The organism is Streptomyces rectiverticillatus, from assembly GCF_013394065.1.
Lineage (GTDB): Bacteria > Actinomycetota > Actinomycetes > Streptomycetales > Streptomycetaceae > Streptomyces > Streptomyces rectiverticillatus.
Genome location: NZ_CP040752.1, coordinates 3,849,634 through 3,865,167, shown reverse-complemented (window position 1 = coordinate 3,865,167; position 15,534 = coordinate 3,849,634). Strand labels below are relative to the sequence as shown.

At 71.6% G+C, this 15,534-nt stretch carries 9 protein-coding genes; 3 read left to right on the top strand and 6 right to left on the bottom strand.

The features are described 5' to 3' along the window. Positions 1–26: 26 nt before the first annotated feature. The 5 genes from FGW37_RS16710 to hisC all read right to left on the bottom strand — a co-directional run bounded on the left by FGW37_RS16710 (position 27) and on the right by hisC (position 9,553). Positions 27–1,715: a sensor histidine kinase gene (locus FGW37_RS16710; protein WP_179084735.1), complete on the bottom strand. Its 1,689-nt coding sequence runs from the start codon at positions 1,713–1,715 to the stop codon at positions 27–29. A gap of 121 nt (positions 1,716–1,836) precedes the next feature. Then, a complete protein-coding gene (gene cydD / locus FGW37_RS16705; RefSeq protein ID WP_179081777.1) occupies positions 1,837–5,421 on the bottom strand; it encodes a thiol reductant ABC exporter subunit CydD in 3,585 nt (1,194 codons plus the stop codon). Between the two features lie 91 nt (positions 5,422–5,512). Continuing rightward, a complete protein-coding gene (cydB, locus tag FGW37_RS16700; RefSeq protein ID WP_179081776.1) occupies positions 5,513–6,520 on the bottom strand; it encodes a cytochrome d ubiquinol oxidase subunit II in 1,008 nt (335 codons plus the stop codon). Positions 6,521–6,559: 39 nt separating this feature from the next. Continuing rightward, positions 6,560–8,137, bottom strand: a complete 1,578-nt coding sequence (locus FGW37_RS16695) for a cytochrome ubiquinol oxidase subunit I (protein WP_179081775.1) — start codon at positions 8,135–8,137, stop codon at positions 6,560–6,562. A 336-nt stretch (positions 8,138–8,473) separates the two neighbouring features. Further along, positions 8,474–9,553 carry a histidinol-phosphate transaminase gene (gene hisC, locus FGW37_RS16690; protein WP_179081774.1) on the bottom strand — a complete coding sequence of 360 codons (1,080 nt, stop codon included), beginning with the start codon at positions 9,551–9,553 and terminating at the stop codon, positions 8,474–8,476. A 379-nt stretch (positions 9,554–9,932) separates the two neighbouring features. Between hisC and FGW37_RS16685 the strand changes: the two genes are divergently transcribed. The 3 genes from FGW37_RS16685 to FGW37_RS16675 all read left to right on the top strand — a co-directional run bounded on the left by FGW37_RS16685 (position 9,933) and on the right by FGW37_RS16675 (position 13,609). Further along, positions 9,933–11,042, top strand: a complete 1,110-nt coding sequence (locus tag FGW37_RS16685) for a LacI family DNA-binding transcriptional regulator (protein ID WP_179081773.1) — start codon at positions 9,933–9,935, stop codon at positions 11,040–11,042. A gap of 357 nt (positions 11,043–11,399) precedes the next feature. Further along, positions 11,400–12,521: a metallophosphoesterase gene (locus FGW37_RS16680; RefSeq protein ID WP_425506544.1), complete on the top strand. Its 1,122-nt coding sequence runs from the start codon at positions 11,400–11,402 to the stop codon at positions 12,519–12,521. Between the two features lie 188 nt (positions 12,522–12,709). Beyond that, positions 12,710–13,609 carry a hypothetical protein gene (locus FGW37_RS16675; RefSeq protein ID WP_343067116.1) on the top strand — a complete coding sequence of 300 codons (900 nt, stop codon included), beginning with the start codon at positions 12,710–12,712 and terminating at the stop codon, positions 13,607–13,609. Positions 13,610–13,628: 19 nt separating this feature from the next. Here FGW37_RS16675 and thiC read toward each other — a convergent pair whose 3' ends face one another. Then, complete coding sequence (gene thiC / locus FGW37_RS16670) at positions 13,629–15,389, bottom strand: phosphomethylpyrimidine synthase ThiC (protein WP_179081771.1); 1,761 nt, start codon at positions 15,387–15,389, stop codon at positions 13,629–13,631. Positions 15,390–15,534: the final 145 nt, after the last annotated feature.

Below are 15,534 nucleotides of genomic sequence, written 5' to 3'. Positions count from 1 at the left end.
AGAGGGGCGCGTCTAGAGCGGCGCTTCTAGAGAGGCGCTTCCCACACCACCTTGGTGCCGCCCCCGTCCTCCCCGAGCCCGGGCCCGTACGAGCTGGAGCCGCCCAGCGACTCGGCGCGCTTGGCGAGGTTCTTCAGGCCGCTGCGGCGCCCGCCCTCCGGGATGCCGACCCCGTCGTCCGCGACGGTCAGCCGCACCGCCGGCCTGCCGTCCGGGAGATGCACCGTTGCGTCGACGACCACCTCCATGCGCGACGCCCGGGCGTGCCGGAAGGCGTTCGAGAGCGCTTCGCGCAGCGCCGCGATGAGGTTCTTGCCGGTGAGCTCCCCGACCTTCGCGTCGACGGGGCCGATGAAGCTCGCGGAGGGCTGGAAGCCCAGCGGAACGGCGGCCGTGCCCAGCTCGCGCAGGACGCGCGTACGCAACCCCGCGGGCGCCTCGGCGGGCCCCTGCTGCAGCGCGAAGATGGCCGTACGGATCTCCTGGATCGTCACGTCCAGCTCGTCGACGGCCTGGCCGACCTTGAGCTTCACATCGGGCACGACGGCGTTGCGCTGCGCGCTCTCCAGCATCAGCCCGGTGGCGAACAGCCGCTGGATGACCAGGTCGTGCAGGTCGCGGGCGATCCGGTCGCGGTCCTCGAAGACGGCCAGCCGCTCGCGGTCGCGCTGCGCCTCGGCCATCACGAGCGCGAGGGCGGCCTGGGCGGCGAACTGGGCGGCGAGCGTGCGCTCGGCGGGCGTGAACCTGCGGGCGCCGCGCGCCCGCGGGGTCGCGAGCGTCCCCAGCACCCGGTCGCCGCTCTTGAGCGGCAGCAGCATGCTCGGCCCGAAGCGCGGGGCCACCCCCGTGATCATGCGCGGGTCGGTGGCGGAGTCGTCGACGAAGACCGGCTCCCCGGCCAGCAGGTCCGCGACGACCGGGCTGTGCGCCGGCATCACCGTCCCCAGCAGGCCGGCGGGGTCGTCGGCCGAGACGGCCACCATCTCCAGCCCCCCGTCGTCGTCCGGCAGCAGCACGATGCCGGCGGCGGAGTCCGCGAGACGGCGCGCCTGTTCGGCGACGACGGACAGGGCGTCCTCGGCGCCGCCGCGCGACAACAGGGCCGTCGTGACGGCCACAGAGCCGTCGATCCAGCGCATCCGCTGGCGCTCTTCTTCGTGCACGCGCGCGTTGCCGATCGCGATGCCCGCCTCGGTGGCGAGGATCTTCACCATGTTCAGGTCGGCCAGGCTGAACTCGCCGCCGCCGCGCTTCTCGGTGAGGTAGAGGTTGCCGAAGATCTCGGCCCCGACGCGGATGGGCACGCCCAGGAAGGTCCGCATCGGGGGGTGCCCCGGCGGGAACCCGGACGAGCGCGGGTCGGAGGCCAGGTCGGTGAGCATCACGGGCGCGGGCTGGGTGATGAGCGCGCCGAGCAGCCCGTGGCGGCCGTCGGGCAGCGCACCGATGCGCTCGTGCTGCTCCTTGGTCACCCCGTACGTGATGAAGTCGGCCAGCCCCTCGCCGGTGGAGTCGATGATGCCGATGGCGGCGTAGCGGGCGTCGGCGAGCTCGGCGGCGGTCCGGGCGATGCGGTCGAGGGTGGTGTGCAGCTCCAGGCCGGTGCCGACCGAGCGCATCGCCTCCAGCAGCTGCGGCACGCGCGCGGTGAGCTCCGTGGACATGCCCTGGAGGCTGCGGGTGGCTTCCGTGGCGATGGCCAGGGGGTCCATCGGGCCCGGTCCTCTCTTGGACGCCCCTGCGCCCCCTGCGCCCCCGGGGCCGGCGGTGTCCCCGGGGCCCGCGGTGTCCCGCGGGCTGGAGTCGTCTGCCGTGGCTGCCATACCCAAGAGCCTAGTAAGCACCATTTGTCAGGGAAAGGGCTTCAAGGCCGGTGTCCGCCGCCTCTTCGCGCTCCAGCATCCGCCGGAAGGGCCCGTCTGCGGCCGCCAGCGCCTCGTACGAGCCCCTCTGCACCGTCCGGCCCCGCTCCAGCACAATCACTTCGTCGACCGCTTCCAGGCCCGTCAGCCGGTGCGTGATCAGCACGGTCGTACGGCCCTCCGTGGCCGCCAGCAGGTCGGCGGTCAGGGCGTCGGCGGTCGGCAGGTCGAGGTGCTCGGCGGGCTCGTCCAGCACCAGCACGGGGAAGTCGGCGAGCAGCGCACGGGCGAGCGCGAGCCGCTGCCGCTGGCCGCCGGACAGCCGCGCCCCGTGCTCCCCGACCAGGGTGTCGAGCCCCTGCGGGAGCCCGTCGACCCACTCCAGCAGCCGCGCCGACCGCAGGGCGTCCCGCAGGGCGGCCTCACTCGCGTCCGGCCGGGCCAGGCGCAGGTTCTCGCGCAGCGAGCTGTCGAAGATGTGCGCGTCCTGCGCGCACAGGCCGACCAGCCCGCGCACCGCGTCGCCCGCCATCGGCACGGTGTTCCGGCCGGCGAGGGTGTACGTGCCGGCCTCCGCGTCGAGGAAGCGCAGGAGCACCTGGGCGAGCGTCGTCTTGCCCGCGCCGGACCGGCCCACCACGGCCACCCTGCGCCCCGCCGCCAGCTCCAGCCCGAACCCCTCCAGGGCGGGGACGGGCTGTCCGGGGTAGCGCGCCGTCAGGTCCGTCAGCCGCAGCGGGAAGGGCGTTCCGGGCGCGTCGGCCGTCCCTTCCTTCACGGGCAGGGGCGCGTCCAGCACCTCGTACACGCGCTCCGCGGACTTCCGTACGCGCTGCCGGTACTGCACCGCGAGCGGCAGCCCCGACACGGCTTCGAACGCCGCCAGGGGCGTCAGCACGACGACCGCCAGCCACAGCCCGTCCAGCCGACCGTCGTGCACGGCCGTCACTCCCGTCCAGGCGGCAGCGGCCACCGTCAGGCCGCACGCGAGGGCGGACAGGCCGGATCCGAGCGCCGTGGCCGCGGCGGCGCGCCGGGCGATCCGGGTGAGCCTGCCGTCCGCCGCACGCAGCCCGGTCAGCCTCGCCGGCAGGGCACCCGCGACGGTCAACTCGTCGGTACCGGCGAGGACGTCGACCACCTGGACCGACAACTCGCCCCGAGCAGGGGCGATCTGCCGTTCCGCCCGCCGGGCGACCGCACCGGACAGCACCGGCACCGCCGCCCCGGCCACCAGCAGCCCGGCGGCGAGCACCAGGCCGGCCTCCGGGAGCAGCCACGCCGTGAAGCCGACGGCCGCGCCGCCGACGAGGACGGCCGAGCCGAGCGGGAGCAGCCAGCGCAGGAAGTAGTCCTGCAGCGCGTCCACGTCCGCCACCAGCCGGGACAGCAGGTCGCCCCGGTGGGTGTCGCGCAGCCCGGCGGGCGCCAGGCGCTCCAGCCTCCCGTACACGCCCGCCCGCAGGCCCGCAAGGGTCCGCAGGGCGGCATCGTGGGAGACCAGGCGCTCGGCGTAGCGGAAGACGGCGCGCCCGATGCCGAACGCGCGGGTCGCAGTGACGGCGACCATCAGATAGAGCACCGGCGGCTGCTGCGAAGCCCGCGAGATCAGCCAGCCGGACACGGCCATCAGCCCGACGGCACTGCCGAGGGCCAGGGCGCCCAGCAGCAGCGCCAGGGCGAACCGGCCGCGCAGGGGGCGGGCCGCGGCCCGCACGCGCCCGAGGACACCGGTGCCTCCGGGGCCACCGGGTACATCAGATGCACCAGAAACATCGGAAGGCTGAGCTTCAACAGCGGTCGCGGCCGCGGCTGCCTGCCCCTGCGCCTGCGCCTCCGTTCCCGCCGCCGCTTTCGCCTCCGACTCCGCATCCGCCTCCACTCCCCGCCGGGCCGGCATCGCATCGGCGCTGGAAACCGGTCCGGCGAGCCGCACCGTCCGGTCGGCCACGGCCAGGAGCGCGAGCCGGTGCACCACCATGATCACGGTGCGTCCCGCGGCCAGCCGCCGGACCGCCTCGACGACCGACGCCTCGGTCTCGCCGTCCAGGTTCGCCGTCGGCTCGTCCAGGAGAAGAACCGGCCGGTCGGCGAGGAACGCCCGTGCCAACGCGAGGCGTTGGCGCTGTCCTGCGGAGAGCCCGGCTCCGTTCTCGCCGAGGCGAGTGTCAGTGCCGTGGGGCAGCATGGACACGAAGTCGAGCGCACCGGCCGCGTGCAGTGCTTCCCGCACCTGCGCGTCCGTGGCGCCGGGCCGTGCCAGTCGTACGTTCTCTGCGACTGTCCCGGCGAAGAGACGGGGTCGTTGCGGGACCCAGGCCACCTGGTCCCGCCAGCTTTCGGGGGAGAGCGATGCCAGGTCCGTACCGTCCACGAGCACCCGGCCCGCGTCCGGGCGGGCGAAGCCGAGGAGCACGTTCAGCAGAGTCGTCTTGCCGCAGCCGCTCGGCCCCACGAGTGCGACCGTCTCCCCGGGCCGGACCTCGAACGAGGTCTCGGGCAGGGAGGGTTCGGCCCGCCCCGCGTGCCGCACCACCAGCCGGTCGACGGTCAGGGCCGCCTGCCGCGCGTCGGGGGCGGGCGCGGTCCCGGCCGGTGCGGGTTCGGTCTCCAGTACGGCGAAGACCTCGTCGGCAGCGGACAGTCCCTCGGCCGCAGCGTGGTACTGCGCACCCACCTGCCGCAGCGGCAGATAGGCCTCGGGCGCGAGCACCAGGATCATCAGCCCGGTGCAGAGGTCCAGTTCGCCGTGGACGAGCCGCATGCCGATGCCGACGGCGACCAGCGCCACCGACACGGTCGCGAGCAGTTCGAGGGCGAAGGAGGAGAGGAAGGCGAGGCGCAGGGTCCGCAGAGTGGCCCGCCGGTAGTCGGCGGTGATCGCGCGGATCGACTCGGCCTGGGCCTTGGCCCGCCCGAAGACCTTGAGCGTGGGCAGCCCCGCGACGACGTCGAGGAAGTGCCCGGAAAGCCGTGCCAGCAGCCGCCATTGGCGGTCCATCCGCGACTGGGTGGCCCAGCCGATGAGCACCATGAAGAGGGGGATGAGCGGCAGCGTGAGGACGATGATCAGCGCGGAGATCCAGTCCGCGGAGACGATACGGGCGAGGACGGCGACGGGGACGACGACCGCGAGGCCGAGCTGGGGCAGATAGCGGGCGAAGTAGTCGTCCAGCGCGTCGACGCCCCGCGTGGCGAGCGTGGTGAGCTCGCCCGTCCTGCGCGCGTCCAGCAGGCCGGGGCCGAGCCGGGTGGCGTGCGTCAGCAGGCGGTCCCGCAGCTCGGACTTGACCGCCGCACTCGCACGGTGGGCCGCGAGTTCGGTGAGCCAGGAGACGGCGGCGCGGCCGGCGGCGACGGCCGCCAGCAGCGCCAGGGACGGGCCCAGCCCGCCCGCCGTCCGCCCGTGCTGGAAGGCGCCGGTGACGATCTCCGCGATGAGCATCGCCTGGGCGATGACGAGACCGGCGCCCGCCAACCCCAGCACGACGGAGGCGGCGAGGAAGAAGCGTGTCGCGGTGGCGTACCGGAGCAGCCGGGGGTCGACGGGCTTCATGGCGGTCCGTCCTATCCGTCCTGAGGGGCCGGTGTCTTGAGGGCAAGCGTCCTGAGGACAGCTGTCCTCAGGAGCCGGCGGCCCGAAGGGCCTAGTGAGCAGCGGGGGCAGGGATGTGCTGGGTGCCGATCCGCTTGCGGAAGACCCAGTACGTCCACGCCTGGTAGGCGATGATCAGGGGCGTCATGGGCACCGCGACCCACGTCATGATCTTCAGCGTGTACGGGCTGGAGGCGGCGTCCGCGGCGGTCAGGCTCCAGGACGGGTTGGCCGAGGAGGGCATGACGTCCGGGAAGAGCGCGAGGAAGACCAGCGCGAACACCGCCGCGACCGCCACGCCCGAGCAGGCGAAGGCCCAGCCCTCGCGCCCGAAGTGGTTCACGACCAGCGCGGCGGCCAGGGCCACGACGGCGACGATCAGGGCGGCCAGGCTGCGCCCGTTGCCCGACTCGGCCTGCGTCCAGCCGAGGAAGGCCACGGCGAGCACGCCCGAGGTCATCCCCAGCACGGTGGCGCGGGAGCGGGCACGGGAGCGGATGTCGCCCACCGTCTTCAGCGCCGCGAAGACCGCGCCGTGGAAGGTGAAGAGCACGAGGGTCAGGAGGCCGCCCAGGAGCGCGTACGGGCCGAAGAGGTCGGCGAGGGTGCCGGTGAAGTTCTTGTCCGGCCCGATCGGGACCCCGCGGACGATGTTCGCGAAGACGACGCCCCACAGGAAGGCGGGCAGCAGCGAGCACCAGAAGATCGCGTGTTCCCAGTTGCGCTGCCAGCGCTCCCCGCTGCGCTTGTGGCGGTACTCGAAGGCGACGCCGCGCACGATCAGGCACACCAGGATCGCCAGGAGGGGCAGGTAGAAGCCGCTGAAGAGGGTCGCGTACCAGTCGGGGAAGGCCGCGAAGGTGGCACCGGCCGCAGTGATCAGCCAGACCTCGTTGCCGTCCCAGACGGGGCCGATCGTATTGATCAGCACCCGGCGCTCGGTACGGTCCCGGGCGAGCAGCTTGGTCAGCACGCCTATGCCGAAGTCGAACCCTTCGAGGAAGAAGTAGCCCGTCCACAGGACGGCGATCAGCAGGAACCAGAAGTCGTGGAGGTGCATGGTCGGTTCTCCGTTCCGCCGCTTACGCGGGTGAGCGCGTCAGTAGGCGAAGGTCAGCGGCTTGTCGGCGTCCTCGGGGCTCTCGCCCGCGCCGCCGGAGGGCAGCCGCAGCCGGGGGTCCTTCGCGGGCGGCTTCTCGTCGGTGTCCGGTCCGGCCTTGGCGTACTTCACGAGCAGCTTGACCTCGACGACGGCGAGCACCCCGTACAGCAGGGTGAAGACGCCCATGGAGGTGAGCACCTCGCCCTGGCTGACACCGGGCGACACCGCGTCGGCGGTCTTCATCAGGCCGTAGACGCCCCAGGGCTGGCGGCCCATCTCGGTGAAGATCCAGCCGAAGGAGTTGGCGATCAGCGGGAAGCCCATGGTGAGGACGCCGATCCGCCAGGACCAGGCGGTGAAGAAGGGGCTCATCTCGCGGGTCCGGGTCAGCATCAGCCGCGGGACCTCGTTCTCGCCGGTGCGGAACTCGGGCGCGAGCCAGAACTTCTTGCGGGTGGTCCACAGCCCGATCAGTGCGGCGACGAAGGAGGTCATCCCGAAGCCGATCATGAGCCGGAAGCCCCAGAAGGTCATGAAGATGCTGGGGATGTAGTCCTCGGGATCGCCGCCGTAGAGCGCGGCCTCCCGGGCGGCGATGTCGTTGATGCCGGGGACGGCCTCGGTGAAGTTGTTGTGGGCGAGGAAGGAGAGCAGGCCCGGGATCTCTATCTCGACGCTGTTGTGGCCCTTGGAGACGTCGCCGACGGCGAAGACCGAGAACGGCGCCGGCGCCTTGGTCTCCCACAGCGCCTCGGCCGCGGCCATCTTCATCGGCTGCTGCTCGAACATCACCTTGCCGAGCTCGTCGCCGCTGATCGCGGTGCCCAGGCCGGCGATCACCGCGACCGTCAGCCCGACGCGCAGCGAGGCGCGCATCGCACCGACCTGGCTGCGCTGCTTCTCCCCGAGCTCCTCGCCGCGCAGCTGCTTGCGCTTGGCGCGCCACAGGTGGAAGGAGGCGATGCCGACGATGAAGGCGCCGCCGGTGAGGAAGGCCGCGGTGAGGGTGTGGAAGACGACGACGAGCGTGGTGTTCTGGGTCAGCACGGCCCAGATGTCGGTCAGGTGCGCCTTGCCGGTCGCCTTGTCGACGGCGTAGCCGACGGGGTGCTGCATCCAGGAGTTCGCGGCGAGGATGAAGTACGAGGACAGCAGCGTGCCGACGGCGACGATCCAGATGCACGCGCAGTGGATCTTCTTCGGCAGCTTGTCCCAGCCGAAGATCCATAGCCCTATGAAGGTCGACTCGAAGAAGAAGGCCAGCAGGGCCTCCATCGCGAGCGGGGCCCCGAAGACGTCACCGACGAAGCGGGAGTAGTCCGACCAGTTCATGCCGAACTGGAACTCCTGCACGATGCCGGTGACCACGCCCATCGCGATGTTGATGAGGAAGAGCTTTCCCCAGAACTTCGTGGCGTGGAAGTACTTCTCCTTGCCCGTGCGGACCCAGGCGGTCTCCAGCCCGGCGGTGATCGCGGCAAGGCTGATCGTGAGCGGGACGAAGAGAAAGTGGTAGACGGTCGTGATGCCGAACTGCCAGCGGGCCAGCGTCTCAGGAGCCAAAGCCAGATTCACTCGGTCTCTCCTTGCCTCTCGCGTCGCCGGCAACACGGGTCGTCGGCGTTATGCACCTGTATGCCCCAGGTAAAGCAGGACATTAGGGAATGCTTGTGAACGCGTTCACATTCACAAGCATTATGACGCACCGCCTTTTCGGACAAGTGAGGGGGGTACCCCCTTCGGCCCTAGCGCCGGACCGCCCGGACCGCCGGGCGCAGCGCCGGACCCCATGCCCCCACCCCCTCGGACACGCGAACGCCGCGCACCCCGGATCGGGGTGCGCGGCGTCGGAGAAAGACGGTGCCGGAGACAGACGGCACCGGAGACGACCGGGCCGGAAGGCCTCCTCGCTCAGAGCTCCTTGCGGAACTCCTCCGCCACGCGCACGAAGATGTCGTTCGCCTCGGTCTCGCCGATCGTCACCCGCACGCCCTCCCCGGTGAACGGCCGCACGATCACACCGGCCCGCTCGCACGCCGCCGCGAAGTCGAGCGTCCGGTCCCCGAGCCGCAGCCAGACGAAGTTCGCCTGCGTCCGCGCCACCGTCCAGCCCTGGCCGGCCAGCGCCTCGACGACCCGCGCCCGCTCGGCCACCAGCGCGTCCACCCGCTCGCGCAGGGCGTCCTCGCTGCGCAGCGAGGCGACGGCCGCCTCCTGGGCGATCTGGCTCACGCCGAACGGGACGGCCGTCTTGCGCAGCGCCGCCGCCACCGGCTCGTGGGCCACCGCGAAGCCCACCCGGAGGCCCGCCAGGCCGTACGCCTTGGAGAACGTCCGCAGCACGCAGACGTTCGGCCGGTCGCGGTAGAGCTCGAGTCCGTCCGGGAACTCCGGGTCGCGGACGAACTCGATGTACGCCTCGTCGAGCACCACCAGGATGTCGGAGGGCACCCGGTCCAGGAAGGACACCAGCTCGGCCCGGTGCACCACGGTGCCGGTGGGGTTGTTGGGGTTGCAGACGAAGATCAGCCGGGTCCGGTCGGTGATCGCCGCCAGCATCGCCTCCAGGTCGTGGACGTCGTCACCGGTAAGCGGGACCTGCACCGGCGTGGCGCCGGAGACCTGGGTGATGATCGGGTACGCCTCGAAGGACCGCCAGGCGTAGATCACCTCGTCGCCGGGGCCCGCCGTGGCCTGCACCAGCTGCTGGGCCACGCCCACCGAACCGGTGCCGGTGGCCAGGTGGGAGACCGGCACCGAGAAGCGCTCGGCCAGCTCGGCCATCAGGCCGGAGCAGGCCATGTCGGGGTAGCGATTGAAGGAGCCCGCCACGGCGACCGCCTGCTCCAGCACGCCCGGCAGCGGCGGATACGGGTTCTCGTTGGAGGACAGCTTGTACGCGACCGGACCGCCGGCAGCGGCGGGCTTGCCCGGCTTGTAGGTGGGCACGCCGTCCAGCGCGGCGCGCAGCTTCGGGGTCTTCTCGGTCACCGCAGGTCCTCCTCAGACGTCCCGTGCGCTCGCTGCCGTACGGGACGAGCCTCACACGAATAGCGGACATGAATACTGCACACCTTAAGAGGATTCACCGGGTCGGCGTCCAGAGTAGGGGGAGCGCTTCCACAAATGGCGTGCGCCGGTGGCGGGCGCCGTGGCGCGCATCCCCCATGAAGGTGAGTTGAGACCTCTTCGAGACCTGGACCATTCACCAGGTCCGGATATGCCACAGGCCTCCCGCACCCTGCCGTAGCCCGCAACTGGCTGCGTTTCCATGGTCATTGAAGGGAATTCCTCTTGCAGAAACGTGCCTGTCAACAGTCAAATATGCCGCCCTGCCAACGGACCACCCGAGCCCTACTATCGGCTCGCCATGACAGCAGCAGGGAAGCATCAGGTGAGCCGGACGGAACCATCCCGCAGGGGCAGCCGGCATGGACGTGCGGGCATCCGCGACGTGGCCGCCGCCGCCGGGGTTTCGATCACGACCGTCTCCGACGCGCTCAACGGCAAGGGCCGGCTACCGGACGCGACCCGCCGCCATGTCCGCGAGGTCGCCGACCGGCTGGGCTATCGCCCGTCCGCCGCGGCCCGCACCCTCCGTACGGGCAAGTCCGGCCTCATCGGCCTGACGGTGACCACGTACGGGGATGAACCTTTCACCTTCACCGAATTCGCCTACTTCGCCGAAATGGCCCGGGCAGCCACCTCCGCCGCGCTGGCCCGCGGCTACGCCCTGGTCATCCTCCCCGCCACCTCCCGCCACGACGTGTGGTCCAACGTGGCCCTCGACGGCACCGTCGTGATCGACCCCTCCGACCACGACCCCGTGGTCTCCGACCTCGTCCGCCAGGGCATCCCGGTCGTCTCCGACGGGCGCCCCGCCGGCACCCTCCCCGTGACCGCGTGGGTGGACAACGACCACGAGGCCGCCGTCCTCGGCATCCTCGACCACCTCGCCGCCGCCGGAGCCCGCCGCATCGGCCTGCTGACGGGCACCAGCACCGACACGTACACCCGGCTCTCCACCCACGCCTACCTGCACTGGTGCGAGCGGGTCGGCCAGGACCCGGTCTACGAGAAGTACCCCGCCCACGACCCCTGCGCCGGCGCCGTCGCGGCCGACCGGCTGCTCGCCCGCCCGGACCGGCCCGACGCGGTGTACGGCCTGTTCGACCCCAACGGCACCGACCTGCTGGCCGCCGCCCGGCGCTACGGGCTGCGCGTCCCGGACGACCTGCTGCTCGTCTGCTGCAGCGAATCCACGGTCTACGCCACCACCGAGCCGCCCATCACCACGCTCTCACTCAAGCCGCGGCGCATCGGCACCGCGGTGGTCCAGCTCCTCATCGACGCCATCGAGGGGCTGGACAGCGGCCGGCCGGTCGAGCAGGTGATACCGACCGAGCTGATCGTCCGCACCTCCTCGCAGCGCCGTCCGCCCCGCACCACGGTCAGCCCGCCGCGCGGCCCCGCCGGCTGATCCGGAAGCTCCGCATCCGCCACCCGGGCGACATCGGTTCCGGCGGTGGCGGATGCCGGACGGCGGCGGCCGGGACACCCCCGGCCGCCGCCGTCCGCGTCCCGGTCAACGCACCGTTCCCCGTCTCCACCGCCTTCACCGGACCGCCGGGAGGGCGCTCGGGGGGCGCACGGGCCCTGGGCGAATGGCTCAATTGGGGAGAAAAACCCGTCGTGCGCACTCTCCTGCACCGATTCGCGGCCCCTGGTGCGTCACAAGCCGCGACGGTCATTCCTATGATGGGCGCACGACACCACGGACCGCCGTCGACCAGGCAAGGTCCACAAGGTGCACGGCGGCGCGATGGTGGAGGGGTCGATGACTCAGGGGGCCGGTCAAGGACCCGCGGCACGTCACACGGCGGGCATCCCGCCCTTCCCCGGCTACGCCGCGCCTCCTGCGCCTCCCGTGGCCCCGGGCCCCATGGCGCCGTACGCACAGTCCGCGCCCCCCGTGCAGCCGCCCATGGACGCCCCCGACGGCTACACCCCCACCGCGCGGGACCTCCCGGTGATCGGCCGTGGCGCCCCCCAGAGGCCCCCTCAGGACGTCCCGACGGTCGAGCTGACCCCGCTCACCGACCCGCACCCCCCGGCCCCGCAGCACCCCGGCCTGGGCCCGCTCTACGTCGTGGGCGACGTCCACGGCTATCTGGACGAGCTCTACGAGGCGCTGGCCGCGGAGGGCCTGATCGACGCGGCGGGCCACTGGGCCGCGGGCAACGCCCGCCTGTGGTTCCTCGGCGACTTCACCGACCGCGGCCCGGACGGCGTCGGCGTGATCGACCTCGTCATGCGGCTGTCGGCCGAGGCAGCGGCCGCGGGCGGCTACTGCAAGGCCCTCATGGGCAACCACGAGCTGCTGATCATCGGCGCGAAGCGGTTCGCCGACACGCCGGTCAACTCGGGCGCCGGCACGGCCTCCTTCCAGGCGGCCTGGCTGCTCAACGGCGGCCAGCGCAGCGACATGGAGCGCCTGGAGGACCACCACCTGCAGTGGATGTCCCGGCTCGACGCCATGGCGGCGGAGGACGGGCACCTGCTGGTGCACTCCGACACCACCGCCTACCTGGAGTTCGGCGACTCCATCGAGGACGTCAACGACGCGATCACCGAGGCCCTGCAGCGCAACGACCCGGACGAGGTCTGGGACCTCTTCCGGAAGTTCACCAAGCGCTTCGCCTTCCGCGACGAGGACGCCGGCCCGGTGGCCGTGCGCGAGCTGCTGAGCACCTACGGCGGTGGCCGGATCGTGCACGGTCACAGCCCCATCCCGTACCTCCTGGGAGAGGTCGGCACGGAGGAGCCGGACGCCGAGGACGACGGAGCGCCGCTGGTGGACGGCCCGCACCTGTACGCCGGCGGGCTCGCCCTCGCCATGGACGGCGGCGTCACGATGGCCGGAAAACTGCTGGTCGTGCAACTTCCTCTGGCTGACTGAGGGTTCAGCGGGCAGACGGACGGGCAGGTAGGGAGTTCCACCGCCGCGGGGGTAATTCGGGAAACACACTGTCACCGCGCGCCGGTACGGCTCTACCATCGGCTTATCCGTAGCAGGCTCTCCTCCGTTTCCGCCCACTGCCCGGTGTAAGCCGGCACCACGGCCCTACGGAGCATCGGGGGATGCACATGAACAGCGCTCCGCATCTGCTGGCCGAGGACCACCCGGAATTCGAGCGGGTTCTCGACCAGGCGCTGCGTACCGCGAACCATGACCCGGAACTTGCCGCCGCGATAGGACAGCGGCTCAATACAGAACAGCTGCGCGAGATGGCGCTCGACGCCATGCCCGCCATCTCGGCTTGCGCAACGGCCGAATACCAGAACTACGTAAGGGCGCGCGATGCACTGCGCGCGCTCTCCGCGACGGCACGCCCCCAAACCGTAGGCGCCGGGGGCGCATCCGATTCCGAAAGCGCTCCCTCCGGCGCGGCCGCCCCCGCTGCCGCGGACGGAGAGCCGGAGGAGTCCTCGGGTGCGGGTGCCGGAGCGGTGCTCGCCGTCCTGGCCCCGGTCCTCGCCGGCATCGCCGCCCTGATCTTCCTGGCCATCGGCTACGTCCTGCGGTCCGTCGGCTCCAACACGGCCGTCGCGGACCCGATGGTCAACGTCGGCTGGTGGTTCGCGGGCCTCACGGCCGCCGGTGTGTTCATCGCCATGGTCGGCATCCTGCTCACGGCCCTGCGCAACGGCTCCGCCGATGGGAGTGATGCGCGAGGGATGCGCATGAAAGAGGACGCCGACCGGGCCGGAGAGGCGTGGCGGCAGGCCCTGATCCACCGCGGCCTGCTGCCCTTCGTCCGCGAGGCCCTGGCCAACGCCCCCGCCGGTCCCGGCGGGGGCGCCGGGCGGTCCGCCCCGGCCGTCCCCAGGCGCCGCGAGGGCCACGGCCGCACGCCCCACCTGGGGTACTCCCGGCCCGGCTTCACCAGCCCGGACAGCGACTCCGGTTCCGGCACCCGCGCCGGTTACACCAGCCCGGACTTCACCAGCCCCGACTACGGCGGCCCGGACCACCGCCCGGAGTGACTCCGGGCGGTGGTCCGGGTCAGTCCGCGATCGGCAGATAGACGCGGTTGCCCGCCGCCGCGAACTCCTTCGACTTCTCCGCCATCCCGGCCTCGGGGTCGACGGCGAGATCGCCGCCGTGCTCGCGCCGGATGTCCTGCGAGATCTTCATGCTGCAGAACTTCGGACCGCACATCGAACAGAAATGCGCTGTCTTCGCCGGCTCGGCGGGCAGCGTCTCGTCGTGGAAGGCCCGTGCCGTCTCCGGGTCGAGGGCCAGGTTGAACTGATCCTCCCAGCGGAATTCGAACCGGGCGTCCGAGAGCGCGTCGTCCCACTCCTGCGCCCCCGGGTGGCCCTTGGCGAGGTCCGCGGCATGGGCGGCGATCTTGTAGGTGATCACACCGGTCTTGACGTCGTCGCGGTCCGGCAGGCCCAGGTGCTCCTTCGGCGTGACGTAGCAGAGCATGGCCGTGCCCCACCACGCGATCATCGCGGCACCGATGCCGGAGGTGATGTGGTCGTACGCGGGTGCGACGTCCGTCGTCAGCGGGCCGAGGGTGTAGAACGGGGCCTCCTCGCAGATCTCCTGCTGGAGGTCGATGTTCTCCTTGATCTTGTGCATCGGGACGTGGCCCGGGCCCTCGATCATCGTCTGGACGTTGTGGCGCTTGGCGATGGTGTTGAGCTCGCCGAGGGTCTTCAGCTCGGCGAACTGCGCCTCGTCGTTGGCGTCCGCGATGGAGCCGGGGCGCAGGCCGTCGCCGAGCGAGTACGTCACGTCGTAGGCCGCGAGGATCTCGCAGAGCTCCTCGAAGTTCTCGTAGAGGAACGACTCCTTGTGGTGCGCCAGGCACCACGCGGCCATGATCGAACCACCGCGCGAGACGATGCCGGTCTTGCGGCGGGCGGTCAGCGGGACGTAGCGCAGCAGCACGCCCGCGTGCACGGTCATGTAGTCGACGCCCTGTTCGGCCTGCTCGATGACCGTGTCCTTGTAGATCTCCCAGGTGAGCTCCTCGGCCCTGCCGTCGACCTTCTCGAGGGCCTGGTAGAGCGGCACGGTGCCGATCGGCACCGGGGAGTTGCGCAGCACCCACTCGCGCGTGGTGTGGATGTTGCGGCCGGTGGAGAGGTCCATGACGGTGTCGGCGCCCCAGCGGGTGGCCCACGTCATCTTCTCGACCTCCTCCTCGATGGAGGAGGTGACCGCGGAGTTGCCGATGTTGGCGTTGACCTTCACCAGGAACTTCTTGCCGATGATCATCGGCTCGATCTCCGGGTGGTTCACATTGGCCGGGAGGACCGCCCGGCCCGCCGCGATCTCCTCGCGGACGGTCTCGGGAGAGACGTTCTCCCGCAGGGCCACGTACTCCATCTCCTCGGTGATCTCACCGCGGCGGGCGTACGCGAGCTGGGTGACGGCCTGTCCGCCGCGGCCCCGGCGGGGCTGGCGCGGACGGCCCGGGAAGACCGCGTCGAGGTTCTTCAGCCCCCCGCGCGGCGAGGTGTGCTTGATGCCGTCGTCCTCCGGGCGCATCGGGCGCCCGGCGTACTCCTCGGTGTCACCACGGCCGATGATCCAGTTCTCCCGGAGCGGCCGGAGGCCGCGCCGGACGTCCGTCTCGATCGCCGGGTCGGTGTACGGGCCGGAGGTGTCGTACAGCTGGACGTCCTGCCCGTTGGTGAGGTGGACCCGCCGAACCGGCACCCGAAGGTCCGGACGCGAGCCGGTCACGTAGTCCTTGTGCCAGCCGATCTCCCGGCCGGTTTCGGACGTGCGTGCATCCTGCGAGGTCATGAGACCAGAACTCCCTACGCCGGCATTACCCGGTAACAGGTTCGGCGGTCGACGCAGCGGTCATCCGTACGAATCTCCGTACGGAGGTCAGCGCCCTCTCAGCCCGGTGCTCCGAGCTCCCGCGATTGCAAAGGTGCCACCACGC

Excerpts from the sequence above, each read along its gene's own strand:
- FGW37_RS16710 (WP_179084735.1), bottom strand. The coding sequence starts at position 1,715 with ATGGACCCCCTGGCCATCGCCACGGAAGCCACCCGCAGCCTCCAGGGC.
- cydD (WP_179081777.1), bottom strand. The coding sequence starts at position 5,421 with ATGAAGCCCGTCGACCCCCGGCTGCTCCGGTACGCCACCGCGACACGC.
- cydB (WP_179081776.1), bottom strand. The coding sequence starts at position 6,520 with ATGCACCTCCACGACTTCTGGTTCCTGCTGATCGCCGTCCTGTGGACG.
- FGW37_RS16685 (WP_179081773.1), top strand. The coding sequence starts at position 9,933 with ATGACAGCAGCAGGGAAGCATCAGGTGAGCCGGACGGAACCATCCCGC.
- FGW37_RS16680 (WP_425506544.1), top strand. The coding sequence starts at position 11,400 with ATGACTCAGGGGGCCGGTCAAGGACCCGCGGCACGTCACACGGCGGGC.
- FGW37_RS16675 (WP_343067116.1), top strand. The coding sequence starts at position 12,710 with ATGAACAGCGCTCCGCATCTGCTGGCCGAGGACCACCCGGAATTCGAG.
- thiC (WP_179081771.1), bottom strand. The coding sequence starts at position 15,389 with ATGACCTCGCAGGATGCACGCACGTCCGAAACCGGCCGGGAGATCGGC.